Origin of the sequence: Agreia sp. VKM Ac-1783, from assembly GCF_900177765.1 — a bacterium.
In the GTDB taxonomy this organism is placed as follows: Bacteria; Actinomycetota; Actinomycetes; order Actinomycetales; family Microbacteriaceae; genus Agreia.
The window spans coordinates 484,267-497,837 of sequence record NZ_FXWI01000002.1 but is presented as its reverse complement, the minus strand read 5'-3'; the positions used below and the strand labels follow the sequence as shown (position 1 = coordinate 497,837).

12 protein-coding genes are annotated in these 13,571 nt (G+C 65.6%); 9 read left to right on the top strand and 3 right to left on the bottom strand.

Annotated elements, in window-relative coordinates:
• Nucleotides 1-39 precede the first annotated feature (39 nt).
• From CCK87_RS07385 to CCK87_RS07355, 7 genes are all read left to right on the top strand, one after another.
• On the top strand, nt 40-861 hold the full coding sequence (locus tag CCK87_RS07385; protein ID WP_086460778.1) for a protein phosphatase 2C domain-containing protein: 822 nt from the start codon (nt 40-42) through the stop codon (nt 859-861).
• On the top strand, nt 858-1,376 hold the full coding sequence (locus CCK87_RS07380; protein ID WP_086460777.1) for a zinc-ribbon domain-containing protein: 519 nt from the start codon (nt 858-860) through the stop codon (nt 1,374-1,376). Before CCK87_RS07385 ends, CCK87_RS07380 begins: the two co-directional genes overlap by 4 nt.
• A gap of 107 nt (nt 1,377-1,483) precedes the next feature.
• Complete coding sequence (locus CCK87_RS07375) at nt 1,484-4,408, top strand: FtsK/SpoIIIE domain-containing protein (RefSeq protein WP_086460776.1); 2,925 nt, start codon at nt 1,484-1,486, stop codon at nt 4,406-4,408.
• Between the two features lie 135 nt (nt 4,409-4,543).
• On the top strand, nt 4,544-5,770 hold the full coding sequence (locus CCK87_RS07370; RefSeq protein ID WP_086460775.1) for a spermidine/putrescine ABC transporter substrate-binding protein: 1,227 nt from the start codon (nt 4,544-4,546) through the stop codon (nt 5,768-5,770).
• The gene (locus tag CCK87_RS07365; protein ID WP_086460774.1) at nt 5,770-6,972 is read left to right on the top strand and encodes an ABC transporter ATP-binding protein; all 1,203 of its coding nucleotides are present in this window, start codon (nt 5,770-5,772) and stop codon (nt 6,970-6,972) included. Before CCK87_RS07370 ends, CCK87_RS07365 begins: the two co-directional genes overlap by 1 nt.
• A gap of 3 nt (nt 6,973-6,975) precedes the next feature.
• Nucleotides 6,976-7,890, top strand: a complete 915-nt coding sequence (locus CCK87_RS07360) for an ABC transporter permease (RefSeq protein ID WP_086460773.1) — start codon at nt 6,976-6,978, stop codon at nt 7,888-7,890.
• A gap of 71 nt (nt 7,891-7,961) precedes the next feature.
• Nucleotides 7,962-8,747 carry an ABC transporter permease gene (locus CCK87_RS07355; RefSeq protein ID WP_249273820.1) on the top strand — a complete coding sequence of 262 codons (786 nt, stop codon included), beginning with the start codon at nt 7,962-7,964 and terminating at the stop codon, nt 8,745-8,747.
• Between the two features lie 18 nt (nt 8,748-8,765).
• Here CCK87_RS07355 and CCK87_RS07350 read toward each other — a convergent pair whose 3' ends face one another.
• Entirely contained in the window at nt 8,766-9,770 is a 1,005-nt protein-coding gene (locus CCK87_RS07350) for an asparaginase (protein WP_086460772.1), read from the bottom strand.
• Nucleotides 9,767-11,122 carry a 4-aminobutyrate--2-oxoglutarate transaminase gene (gabT, locus tag CCK87_RS07345; RefSeq protein WP_086460771.1) on the bottom strand — a complete coding sequence of 452 codons (1,356 nt, stop codon included), beginning with the start codon at nt 11,120-11,122 and terminating at the stop codon, nt 9,767-9,769. The genes CCK87_RS07350 and gabT overlap by 4 nt, the downstream gene beginning before the upstream one ends.
• A gap of 52 nt (nt 11,123-11,174) precedes the next feature.
• Between gabT and CCK87_RS07340 the strand changes: the two genes are divergently transcribed.
• Entirely contained in the window at nt 11,175-11,639 is a 465-nt protein-coding gene (locus CCK87_RS07340; RefSeq protein ID WP_086460770.1) for an OsmC family protein, read from the top strand.
• Nucleotides 11,636-12,220: a 4'-phosphopantetheinyl transferase superfamily protein gene (locus tag CCK87_RS07335; RefSeq protein ID WP_170927182.1), complete on the top strand. Its 585-nt coding sequence runs from the start codon at nt 11,636-11,638 to the stop codon at nt 12,218-12,220. Before CCK87_RS07340 ends, CCK87_RS07335 begins: the two co-directional genes overlap by 4 nt.
• Nucleotides 12,221-12,229: 9 nt before the next feature.
• Here the strand turns inward: CCK87_RS07335 and CCK87_RS07330 are convergent, their stop codons facing one another.
• Nucleotides 12,230-13,564 (bottom strand): M1 family metallopeptidase, encoded by a 1,335-nt coding sequence (locus CCK87_RS07330; protein ID WP_086460768.1) that lies wholly within the window; start codon nt 13,562-13,564, stop codon nt 12,230-12,232.
• Nucleotides 13,565-13,571: the final 7 nt, after the last annotated feature.

Here is a 13,571-nt window from a genome sequence, read left to right as displayed (position 1 = left end):
GCGCCCGAATCCGAACAGCATGTCGAGGAGAAGAGTCCCGTGACCCAGATCGGTGACAGCAACGCCCACGTGAGCGTTGTCCTTCCCGGCGCCGCAGACACCCTGACCCTCACCTGGTCGCTCTTGTCGGACCGGGGAAACAAGCGCGCCGTCAACGAAGACAGCGTCGTCGCGAATCCGCCCCTGTTCGCCGTGGCAGACGGCATGGGTGGTCACTCCGCAGGCGACATCGCCAGCGCTGCGGTCGTCACTCGCCTCGGCGATATCACCGGCCGGGCGTACATCGATGCCGACACGATCGATCGAGCCCTCGAATCTGCGCGAGCCGACATCGACAGAGTCGGCGATGAGAGTGTTCTCGGAACCGGAACCACCGTGACCGGCGTCGCGCTCACGGTCGTCGACGGCGAGGCGCAGTGGGCCGTGTTCAATATCGGCGACTCGCGGGTCTACTTCTTCGCCGATGGCGAGCTCGAACAGATCACGACCGACCACTCCGTCGTGCAGGAGATGGTCGCGGCCGGGTTGATCACCCGCGAGCAGGCCGATGTCCATCCCGACAGCAACGTGATCACGCGGGCCGTCGGGTTCCACGACAAGCCGGTTCCCGATTACTCGCTCATTCCCGTCGAACCGGGCCAGCGCATCCTGATCTGTTCCGACGGGTTGACGAAGGAACTCACCGATCACGGCATCCGGCATTACCTGGCGACGACCGAGTCGGCCGAGCGCGCCGTGAGCGAACTCGTCGCTGCCGCCCTGGCCAACGGAGGCCGAGACAACGTGACCGTCCTGGTCGTCGACGTCTCCGTCGCCGTCGACGAGACCGAATCGACCCGTCCGAGCGCGCGGACCCCATGAGCACGGTGAGGTGCAAGACCTGCGGAACCGCGCTCCCCAGCGGCGCGATGTTCTGCGGCGAGTGCGGCAGTTCGGTGCTGGCCGCGTCGGCCATGAGTGACACCCAGCACGTCGAGCCCCTGCCCATGCCCGGTCGACACGAAGCATTCACGGCTCCCGCCAAGGCTGCTCCGCGATCGCCGGCGGCACCGGCGGTCTTCCGGCTCATCTTCAGCACCGGAGAGAATGCGGTCGTCGCCGGCCCAGGACTCATCGGCAGAAACCCGGTCGTCCGAGAAGACGAAGGTCGACTCGAGATCGTGCGCGTCGTCGATCCGCAGCTGAGCGTGTCGAAGACGCATCTCGAGTTCGGCATCGAGAACGGGATGTTCTGGGTCAGCGATCGCCATTCGGGCAACGGCACATCGATCTCGGTCTCGGGCGAAGAATCGGTGGAGGCCCTACCCGGGGAGCGCTACGGGGTGGCGCGAGGAACGCGCATCCGCATCGGAGAACAGTACTTCGACGTGCTGTAGAAGCGGCACGCCGCCGAGGGTCGCTCACACAGCCGGCCCTTGCGGATCTCTCCACCAATGGCAGCGGCAGCACACGCGGGAGCGCGTGCACGAGGTCTACTCGGTACATGCGTCGACGTCACTCCCTCTCGTCTGACGAGTCGCCGCCTCATCGAGCGCCGAGCACTCTCGACATCGCGATGGATCTCGACGAGGTCCTCGTCGTTCCTCGGCGCTCGGATCCGCCCCCGAAGACTCCCTTTCCGCTCATCGGATCGTTGGCCCCCTTGGCGATGGCCGGCGTGGTGTGGTTCGTGCTGCACTCGCCCCTCGCGCTCGTCTTCGCTCTGCTTTCGCCGGTGATGGCCGTCGCGACGCTCCTCGACGGTCGGGTCACCGCACGACGCGCCCTGCGACGAGACGACGTCGACCTGGCGCGGCGTAAGCGGGCTTTCGTCGATCGCGTAACGACTCTCCACGCGCACGAGCTCGCAACCTTGAGGCAGGGCGCGCCCTCGGCACGATCGATCCTCGGGCGCGCCTCCAACCCGTTCACGGCGACCGCGGCTGCGCAGGTGACCATCTGCCTGGGTGCCGGCCCGGCGAAGAGCGCCCTGAGGGTGGAAGGAGGAACCGATGACGATGAGGATTCGCGACGCCTGCGATCCGTCGCTCTACGCTTGGCTCACGCACCGGTGCTCGCGCCAGCTCCTGCGCGCATCGCTGTCGTCGGAGCGTCGACGCTCGCGAATGCCATCGCCCGAGGCTACGTCGTGCAGCTCGCCGCGGCCGTGTCACCCAGCGCCGTCACTTTCGTGACCTGCAGCGCGGCAGAGGACTCGAGTCCCGGTGCCTGGGCGTGGGTGGAATCCCTTCCCCATTCCGGCCACGACGACGTGTCGGTCGGATCACTCGCCGACGCCCGACGACCTCTCTGCGCGTCGTTCATCGTGGTCGCGAACTCGGTCGATGTCGTTCCTGCGGAAGCCGATGTCGTCATGGCCGCCGATTCGGTGGCGAGGGTCACCGTGCTGCGGCATCCTCGGCTGTCGACCCCTTTCGAGATCGAGGGGGAGCTCGTGTCGATTCTCGAGGCCGTGGAATTCAGCGACAGACTCGGTCAGCAGACCCCCGACGCCGAACGAGTGCACTTCGCTTTGCCGTCCCGCGTGTCCGCAGCCGAGGTCGAGGCTCTCGTCGGCGCGGGTGACGGGGGAGTCTCGCCGTCGCCGAAAGGACTCAGCGCGGCCATCGGTTTAGGGGAACAGGGCGAGGTCGTCAGTCTCGACCTCGTCGAGCAGGGGCCGCACGCGGTCGTCGCCGGTACGACGGGAAGCGGGAAGAGCGAGCTTCTCGTCACGTGGGTTGCGGCGCTCGCTCGCGCGTACGACTCGACTGCATTCTCTGTTCTCCTCGTCGACTTCAAGGGTGGGGCAGCGTTCGATCCGCTGACCGGCCTCGAACAGTGCGTCGGGCTCATCACGGATCTCGACCCCAGAGGGGCCGAGCGAGCGCTGTCGAGCCTCAGAGCCGAGGTCCGCTGGCGAGAGCGCGTGCTTCGCGAGGCGTCCGCGCGCGACATCTCGGACTCCCGCCTCGCCCCACGGATGCCCCGTCTGCTGATCGTCGTCGATGAGTTCGCCGCGATGCTGTCCGAGTTTCCTCAGCTCCACGACGTGTTCGCGGACATCGCCGCGCGGGGGCGCTCGCTCGGTATGCATCTCGTCCTCTGCACCCAGAGGCCCGCCGGGGTCGTCAAGGATTCGCTGCTCGCCAACTGCGAGCTTCGACTCTCTCTGCGCGTGAACAACGCGGCCGATTCGACCGCCATCATCGGCAGCCCAGCCGCATCGATGCTGTCGCCCGCACAACGCGGTCGCTGCCTCATCTCGGTCGGCGGGCGGCCCCCCGTGGTGGTTCAGGTGGCTCAGACGGATGCCGCGGATCTCGTCCGAGACGGTCCCTCCACGCGTCCGGCTCCGCGTGCTCCCTGGCTGCCGGCCCTTTCTTCGAAGGTCCTCCTGGACGACGTTCCGAGACCGTCCACCGGCATCGTCCTCGGTCTTCTGGATCTGCCCCATGAACAGCGCCAGCCACCGGCCTGCTACCACCCGGGCGAACAAGGGCCTCTGCTGACCCTCGGTTCGTCGCGCTCGGGAAAATCGACGCTTCTCTCGACGATCGCTCATCAGGCATCCGCGGCGGTGTTCGTCGGCCCGGGCATCGAGCGGGCGTGGGACACGGTGCACGATGTCGTCGAGCTGTGCCGGGAGAGACAACGCGGGGGAGACTCCCACGATCCGATCCTCGTCTTCATCGATGACCTCGACTCGGTGGTGCGCCGCTTCGAGGCCGACTATCAGAGCGCGTTCGTCTCAGCGCTCGCCACTCTTCTCCGCGACGGCCCACCCTGCGGCATCACAGTCATCGCGACGGCCCAGCGGCTGGCCGCACCAGTCACGGCCCTCGCGCCCCTCTTTCCGGAGCGCATCCATCTCAGATTCGCGAGTCGCCAGGAGTACATCGTCGCCGAAGGCATAGCCTCCGACCACGACCCCGGCCTTCCGTCCGGAGCGGGGCACTGGCGGGGAGCACGGCTCCAGGTCGCGCTCGTTCCGGGCCTCGCGGCGACCCGCCCCTCGACGCCGTCGCGCCACGTTCGCACGCGGGAGGAATCACCGCCGTCGACCTTGCTCGTCGTCACCTCTCGACCCGCACGGTTTCTCGATCGGCAGGTCGACGCTATACCCGACGCGGTGACGCTGATCGACGTGGGCGACCGCGCGGCTCTCTCGGCATTCGCTTCCGCGACCGGCGTGCCGACCTGGCTGGTCGGCGCGCCTGACGCCTGGATGGCCGCCTGGAGCACCTTCTCAGCACTGCGGAGCCGCATCCCCGTCTATTTCGACGGCTGTTCTCTCAGTGACTTTCGATCGCTCACCCGACGGCGAGACCTGCCGCCGCCGTTCGATCATGGTCGGAAGCCTCGGTGGCTGCTCGCACCCGATGACACGATCGCGCGATTCGACCACGCGGAGGATTCCCGCCGATGACCGTGCGGATCACAGCGCATTCCGTGAAGTTTATGTTTCGGTATCGATGCTTTCGTCGTATTTCACCCCACAGCAGCGTGTGCTGTGCCACTATCAGACCACCCTGATACCGGAGAGTTCGGAGATCCACCCGACATGAACGCGCCACTGCCCCGTGACCCGCTGATCCAGCAGGCGATCGCCCACACACGATCCCTGCAGAGGGCGAAGCAGATCGCGGTGTCTCGGCGTTCCGTGCTCGCCGGAGCGGGGCTGGGCCTCGGTGCTCTGGCGCTGGCCGCCTGTTCGACGGGCCCCCGCCCTGCGCCCCTGGCTGCGGTCGATTCGTCGGCATCCGACAAATCAGTCGTGTGGGACAACTGGCCGGCCTACATCGATGAAGACGACGACGGCAACTATCCCACGGTGATCGGTTTCGAGGAACAGACCGGCATCAAGGTCACCTACAACGTGGCCGTCGACGACAACAATTCCTACTACGGCAAGGTCAAGGACCAGCTCGCACTGGGTCAGGACATCGGCGCTGACGCGGTATGTCTCACGGAGTGGATGGTTTCTCGACTGATACGCAAGGGATACGTGCAGGAGCTCGACGCGGCCAACATCCCGAACAAGAAGAACGTGCTCCCGTCGCTGGCGAACCCCGATTTCGATCCCGGCCGCAATCGTTCGCTTCCCTGGCAGGGGGGATTCGCGGGAATCTGTTGGAACAAAGAGCGTCTCCCCAAGGGTCTTCGATCCGTCGACGATCTCTGGAAGCCAGAGCTCAAGGGGCGTGTCGGTGTTCTCAGCGAGATGCGCGACACCATCGGCGTCATCATGCAGTCACAGGGCGTCGACGTCTCGAGCGACTGGACCGAGAGCCAATTCATGGATGCGATCGATCTGTTCCGCAAGCAGGTCGACGATGGGCAGGTGCGCAACATCAAGGGCAACGCCTACCTGAACGATCTGCAGAACGAGGACACGTTGGCGGCGATCTGCTGGTCGGGCGACATCACGCTGATCAACGCAGAGGCGGGCGACAAGTGGGAGTTCATCCTCCCCGACTCCGGCGGAACGCTCTGGAACGACACCTTCGTGGTTCCCATGGGCTCGACGCGCAAGGCCAATGCAGAAGCGCTCATGAACTACTACTACGAGCCCGAAGTCGCCGCGGAGGTCGCAGCCTGGGTCAACTACATCACACCGGTCGTCGGTGCCCGCGAGGCGATGGACTCGATCGATCCGGAGCTCGCGAACAACCAGCTGATCTTTCCCGACGAGAAGACTCTCGAACAAGCGCACGTGTTCCGAACATTGACAGCAGAGGAAGAGAAGACCTTGGGCACCGAATTCCAGAAAGTGTTGTTGGGCATCTGATGAAGACGATGAGCACATTCGCCGAGGCCGGCGCCGACCTCGAGTTCGTCGACATCAGCAAGAGGTTTCCGGGTTTCACCGCCATCGAGAATCTCAACCTGACGATTCCGGCCGGGTCGTTCTTCGCGCTTCTCGGACCATCGGGTTGTGGCAAGACGACGACGCTCCGGCTCGTCGCCGGCCTCGAGGATCCGTCTGAAGGGCGCATCCTCATCGGAGGCAACGACGTCACGAACACCAAGTCATTCCAGCGGCCGGTGAACACGGTCTTCCAGTCGTACGCGCTGTTTCCGCACATGACGATCCTCGAGAACGTCGCCTTCGGGCTCCGTCGGCGAAAAATCGACGACCCGCTGAGCAAAGCCCACGAGGCACTGCGGCTCGTCGAGCTCGACCACCTCGCTGCTCGACGGCCGGCACAGTTGTCTGGAGGACAGCAGCAGCGTGTCGCGCTCGCACGGGCGATCGTCAACCGCCCCGCCCTCCTGCTGCTCGACGAGCCTCTCGGGGCGCTCGACCTGAAACTGCGGCGCCAGATGCAACTCGAGCTGAAGAGCATCCAGACCGAGATCGGGTTGACCTTCCTCCACGTGACCCACGATCAGGAGGAGGCCATGACGATGGCCGACATCGTGGCGGTCATGAACAAGGGCGAAATCGAGCAGATGGGCGCTCCCGAGCAGCTCTACGAACTTCCCCGCACGGCGTTCGTCGCCAATTTCCTCGGTCAGTCCAACCTGTTCACCGGGCAGGTCACCGAGTCGGTCGCCGATTCCATCACAGTGGCTGTGGCGGGCAGGGGCATCGTGGTTCCCCGAACTCGAGCGCAGCGCCACGCAGGCGAGGTCACGATCGGTGTGAGACCAGAGAAGCTGCTGCTGCACACGGAGGCGCCGACCGACAGCGCGGGGATCAACATCCTCGGACCCGGGCGCGTCACCGACGTCTCGTTCTCTGGTGTCAGCACCTCCTACATCGTTCAGATGCCCGGACTGGGAGCCGTGACGGTGTTCGCGCAGAACATGGTCTTCGGCCCCGTCGTCAACGAGGGCGCCGAGGTCTGGGTCAGCTGGACGGTGGATCACGGTTTCGGGCTGGAAGACGAACCCACGCCCGGCTCGCGCTTCCCGGCCGATGCGTCGACCAGCGCCATCGCCATCCAGCGCAGGGCCGCGCTCGAGACCGAACTGGAAGGGGCATAACCCATGGCCTTCGCCGCATTCGCGTCGAGTGACGCGGCCGTGACGAAACCTCCCCGGCGAAAATCCACGATCGCCCTGGTTCTGCTCCTTCCGGGCATTCTCTACATGGTGCTGTTCTTCCTCACTCCGCTCATCTCGCTCGTCATCACCTCGTTTCAGGCGGAGCTGCCCGGAGGCGACATCGGCGATTACATTCCCGGCCTGCAATGGCAGAACTACGTCGACGGTGCCAGCGAGTATCTCCCTCACATCCTTCGCGCGTTCGGCTATGCCCTCGTGGCCACGGTGTTCGCCCTGATCATCAGCTATCCGATCGCCTATTTCATCGGAGTGAAGGCCCGACGATGGCCCCTCTTGCAGAGCATGATGCTCACCCTGGTCATCGCGCCGTTCTTCATCAGCTTTCTTCTGCGCACCCTCGCGTGGAAGCAGATCCTCTCCGACGAGTCTCCCGTGGTGCTTGCGCTCAAAGCGGTGGCCATCCTGCCCGCCGACGGCCATCTCACGGGAACGCCGTTCGCGGTGATCTTCGGACTCACGTACAACTTCATCCCGTTCATGACCCTCCCGCTCTATACGACTCTCGAACGCCTCGACATCCGCTTTCTCGAGGCGGGCAGCGACCTCTACGCGAGTCCCGCAACGACGTTCGCGAAGGTCACGGTTCCGCTGTCGATGCCCGGAATCATCTCCGGCACGCTGCTCACATTCATTCCGGCCGCCGGCGACTACATCAACGCGAGCCGCGACTTTCTGGGATCGAGCAAGACCGCCATGCTCGGAAATGCGATCGAGGCCAACTTCCTCACGCTGCAGAACTATCCCATCGCGGCGGCGCTCTCCATCATCCTGATGGCCGTGATACTGGTGCTCGTCGGCGTCTACGTGCGCCGCAGCGGAACGGAGGACCTGCTGTGACCGCCCTACCCCTCGACCGCAAGAGCCCCTCGGCGGCGCCGGCGGCGACGCCGCCCGCTCGTAGGAAGCTCGTGGGTCTCGGACTTCCCATCTACGTTGCGCTCGCCCTGGTTTTCCTGCTGATCCCCATCGTCTACACCTTCGTGTTCTCGTTCAACGACTCGGTGAAGTCCAACATCGCGTGGAGAGGATTCACCTTCGACAAGTGGCTCTCCGTATGCAACGAGCCCGGACTCTGCGAGGCCTTCGGTAACAGCATTCTCGTCGGAGTCGTAGCCACCGTCCTCGCGACGGCGCTCGGCACCGCGATCGCGATCGCCCTCGTGCGATACCGCTTCCGCTTCCGCTCCAGCATCAGCCTGTTGTTGTTCTTGCCGATGGCGACTCCCGAGGTCGTGCTGGGCGCGGGCCTCGCGGCACAGTTCTTGGCACTCGGCACGCAGAAAGGCATCGTGACCGTGATCCTCGCTCACACGATGTTCTGCATCAGCTTCGTCGTCGTCACTGTGAAGGCTCGCGTCGCGAGCCTCGACCCCGCCCTCGAGGAGGCCGGCCGAGACCTCTACGGTTCGGCAGCCCAGGTGTTCTGGCGCATCACATTTCCCCTGCTGCTGCCCGGAATTCTGGCGGCGGCGTTGCTCTCGTTCGCGCTGAGTTTCGACGACTTCATCATCACGAACTTCAACTCAGGCGCCGTCGACACCTTCCCGAAATTCATCTACATCGCAGCGGCGCGGGGGATTCCCGCGGAGGCTAACGTGATCGCCTCCGCCGTCTTCATCCTCGCGATCCTCATCGTCGTGGTGGCCCAGGTCAGCCGATCGGCCAGACAGAAGAGATTGGCGAGGCTCAGCTAGGCGACACCAGAGGCGACGTCAGACGGTCACGCGGATGCTGCCGACGGGCTGGCCGCCGCCGAGAACGGCGAGATCGAAGGTGCTCACCAGGGAGTCCACGTCGCTGCGCTTCACTGCTCCTGCTCGAACGAGGAGCTCGAGCGCCACGATCGCTGCCGCGCGCAGGCTGCCGTCGAGAATCTTGAGGGCGACGGCCACACCCGATCTGGTGGACATGACCATGACGCCCTCAGCACCGAGCTTCGCGAAGAGCTGGAGTTCGTCGATGACGAGCGTGTTCTGTTCCTTCGGCGAATCGACGGCCCAGCCGTTGGCCAGCACCGAGTCGACGAGCCATTCGGCATCCGGTGTCTCGCCCTGGGCGATGCGCGACACGCCTCGGGCGAGTGCCCGGAGAGAGATCGCGTGCACGGGCGCACCGCAGCCGTCGACGCCGGATGCCGCGATCTTCTCTTCGGTCTGCTCTTCGATGAGGTCACGAATGCGACGCTGCAGGGGATGCGCCGGGTCGAGATAGTCGGCCGTGCTCCAGCCCTGCTGGACACACGCGAGCAACATCGCCGCGTGCTTGCCGGAGCAGTTCATGTAGACGCGCTCTGCGGAGCCTCCCGCTCGGACGACCGCGTCGCGGGCCGCGCGGTCACCAGGCCAGTCGGCCGGACACCCGAGGGCGGTCTCGTCGAGTGAGGCGAGCTGGAGGATCTGGCGCACCACGTCGACGTGCTCAGGCGTTCCGCCATGGCTCGCCATGGAGAGCGCGGTCTGCAGGGGATCCAGTCGCACTCCCGCCTCTCGGATGGCCAGCGCCTGGAAGGGCTTGAGGCTGGAGCGCGGGAAGACGGGCGCAGCCGCGTCACCGAATTCCTCGAGGATCGTGCCCGACGGATCGAGCACGACGGCGGCACCCACGTGGCGGGACTCGATGAACCCGCTGCGCTCGAGGACGGCCAGTTCGACAGCCCCGTCGATGGAGAAGGTGCCGAGCGAGGCGGCCTGCGAGGCAGGAGTCGCCGTGGAGGTCATCGAAGCGTCGCCATGGCGTCGTCGATGACTCCCAACGCGTCGGTCAGAAGCGCGTCGGAGATCGCCAGGCTCGGAAGGAATCGCACGATGTTGCCGTATGTTCCGGCGTTCAGAACGAGAACTCCCTGCGACGCCGCGTAGGCCACGATCGCGTCGACGGCCTTCGGGTTGGGCTCCTTCGTGGTGGCGCCCGTGCCGGGCTGAACCAGCTCGATGGCGATCATCGCACCGATGCCGCGGATGTCGCCGATGATGTCGTACTTCGATGCCAACTCTTCGAGACCCGCGACGAGCGTCTGCTCGATGCGCGTGGCCTCGGCGAGCAGGTTCTCGCTCTCGATCTGCTCGAAGACGGCCACGGCCGCAGCAGCGGCCACGGGGTTTCCACCGAAAGTGCCGCCCAATCCGCCCGGAAGAGCGGAGTCCATGATCTCTGCGCGTCCGGTGACGCCCGCGAGGGGGAGCCCGCCCGCGATGCCTTTGGCGCTCAGAACGAGGTCGGGAACCAGGCCGAAGTGCTCGCTGGCGAAGTAAGCGCCCGTGCGCGCCATGCCGCTCTGGATCTCGTCGGCGATGAAGACGATGCCGTTCTCGGTGCACCACTGCTGCAGGGCGGGCAGGTAGCCGTCGGCCGGTACGACGAATCCGCCCTCGCCCTGGATAGGTTCGACGACGAGGCATGCGAGGTCGTATGCGCCGACGGTCTTCTCGAGGTAGCCGATGGTGCGGGCCGCGGCCTCGGCGCCCGTGAGGCCGTCGTGGTAGGGGTAGGAGTTGGGTGCGCGGTAGACGTCGCTGGCGAAGGGGCCGAAGCCGGTGGAGTACGGCGCCGCCTTGAAATTCATGGCCATGGTCAGGTTGGTACGACCGTGGTAGGCGTGTTCGAGCACGGCCACACCGGTGCGGCGCGTGTACTTGCGCGCGATCTTGACAGCATTCTCGACGGCCTCGGCGCCCGAGTTGACGAGAACCGTCTTCTTGGCGAAGTCGCCAGGCGTGTGCTGGGCGAGAAGCTCGGCGACCCGAACATATTCCTCGTAGGGGGTGACGGTGAACAGCGTGTGAGTGACCTTGCCGAGCTGCGCCGCGGCGGCCTCGACGACGCGAGCGGAGGTGTGACCGACGGTCGTGACTCCGATGCCCGCGCCGAGGTCGATGAACTGGTTGCCGTCGGCATCGACGAGGATCGCGCCGTTGGCCTTCTCGATGTAGATCGGCAGTGCCGTGCCGACACCCACCGGCACGACGGCCAGTCGTCGCTCGTGCAGTGCGATGCTCTGCGGACCGGGGATGGCCGTGACGACCTTCCGCTCCTGGGCGACGGTGTACGAGGAATTCAACGTGTCTGTCATGATGACATCGAGTTTACCGTCGTGCCGTCTCAAGCCCGGTTAGGCTGATCGCGTGAAAGCGCAGCATTCCTACACCGTGACCGTAGAGTGGCTTGGAAATCGGGGGACGGGCACCAGCGGCTACCGAGACTACGGGCGCGGCCACCTCGTGACGGCATCGGGAAAGCACCCCATCGAGGGAAGCGCCGATCGCACCTTCCACGGCGACACCGACCGGTGGAACCCCGAGGAGATGCTGCTCGCCGCGTTGAGCCAGTGCCACATGCTCTCGTACCTTCACGTGGCGGTCCTGCACGGCGTCGTCGTCACCGGCTATCGAGACGAGGCGACGGGAACCCTCGCTCTCGACCGCACGGGGGGAGGGCGCTTCACCTCCGCGACGCTTCACCCCAGGGTCGAATTGGCCGACCCCTCACAGGCGGAGCTGGCGCAGTCACTGCACGGCGAGGCGAGTGAGAAATGCTTCATCGCAAACTCGGTCAACTTTCCGGTGCTGCACGAACCCCAGGTCGGATGACGCCCAGGCGCGTGGTCGTGGCCCTGCGAGAGGCGCCCGCACCAGACATGATCGAGCGGGCCGTCGCATCCGCCGTCGGTGTCTTGCCCTCTCAGGTGATCATCGAGTCGACGTGTGATGAGTGCGCCCGTCCTCACGGCAAGCCGCGCGTGCTCTTTCCGCGCGCGCACGACGGCTCCGAGATCGTGGTGAGCAAGAGTTCGGCCGCAGGGTGGGTCGTGGCCGCCGTATCGACCGACGCCCGAGGGGGTGACCTCGGAGTCGACATCGAGTCGACGGTGCAGATGTCGAGAGCGCGAGTCGACGAAGCCGCCTTCTCCGACGCAGAGCGCGATCTCATCGACGACGAGGATGCGGCAAGCCGCGCTTCGCTCCGCACACGGCTGTGGTCACGGAAAGAGGCGTATCTCAAAGCGACGGGTCGCGGTCTTCGTCTCGACCTGACGACGGTCGATCTCGCATCCGGAGTGGCCCCCGATGCTGTGATCGTGGAGGTGCCGCTCGCCGACCCGACGCTCGTTCTCACGGTCGTCATGCTGGGGCCGGACCCGGTCGTCGTGGAGTTGCTCGACCAGCCGTAGCGCGCGTGCTCAGCCGGGAAGAACCGGCAGCCGCTCGGAGAAGAGCCAGCTCTCGAAGAGCGCGTCGAGGTCGACGCTGCTGCGTTCGCTGGCGTGCAGATAGAAGCCTTCGGTCGTCACGTTGCCGTAGCGATTCTCGGTCGCCCACGAGCTCAGGAGTTCGAAGAAAGCATCGTCGCCAAGGGTGATACGCAGAGCGTGGAGCGTGAGCGCCCCCCGTTTGTAGACCCGGTCGTCGAACATCTTCTCTGGGCCTGGATCACCGATGGTCAGGTCTTGCGGGAGATGCGAGAGGCGCGCCCAATGCTGGTGCGCAAGCCTGTCCGTGGTCGGTCCTCCGGACTCCTCCGACCAGAGCCATTCGGCGTAGCAGGCGAAGCCCTCGTGCAGCCAGATGTCTTTCCACGTCGTGGCCGTGACGCTGTTGCCGAACCAGGAGTGCGCGAGTTCGTGGGCGATGAGCCGCTCGGATCCGCCCAGGCCGTCGATGTGGTTTCTTCCGAAGACGGCGAATCCGTGGGCCTCTACCGGGATCTCGAGGTCGTCGTCGGCGACGACGACCGAGTACTCGCCGAAGGGGTACGGTCCGAACGAGCGCTCGAAGAGAGCGAGCATCTTCTCCTGGTCGGCGAAGTCCTTCTGCGCGCGGGCCACGACCGAGGCGGGTGCGAGCACGGTCTGCGGCACGGGCACCCGCGAGAGCACCAGCTCGCGGTAGACGCCGATCTGAATACTGGCCAGGTACGTGGCCATCGGTTCGACGGTCTCGAACGTCCACGTCGTGCGGCTCGCCCGTCGGACTTTCGAGACGAGTCGCCCGTTGGCGAGCACCGAGTACGACGACTCGACTGCGATGCGGATGCGGAACGAGGCCTTGTCGCTGGGGTGGTCGTTGCACGGGAACCAGCTGGGCGCACCGCTGGGCTGCGAGGCGACGAGCACACCCTCGCTGAGTTCCTCCCAGCCGAGTTCGCCCCAGGGGCTGCGAACGGGTCGGGGCGATCCTCCGTAGCGCACGGTCACGACGAACTCCTGGCCTGCCGGGATGGCCTTCGCCGGTGTGATGGTGAGCTTTCTCGCGGACTCGATCATCTTCGAGGGCGCCACACCGTCGATAGTGACGCGCGTCGCGACGAGTCCGCAGAAATCGACGCTGAATCGGGTCAGCTCGTGGGTCGCCGTGGCCGTGATGACGGCGGTGGCGGCGAGACGGTTGTTCGCGACCCTGTAGTCGAGATCGAGGTCGTACGACGAAACGGCGTAGCCGCCGTTGCCGCTGGTCGGAACGTAGCTGTCACCGATGGTCAGGGAACCGTGATTGGGGTGTGAGGGAGTGTGCGGCATCTGTCGC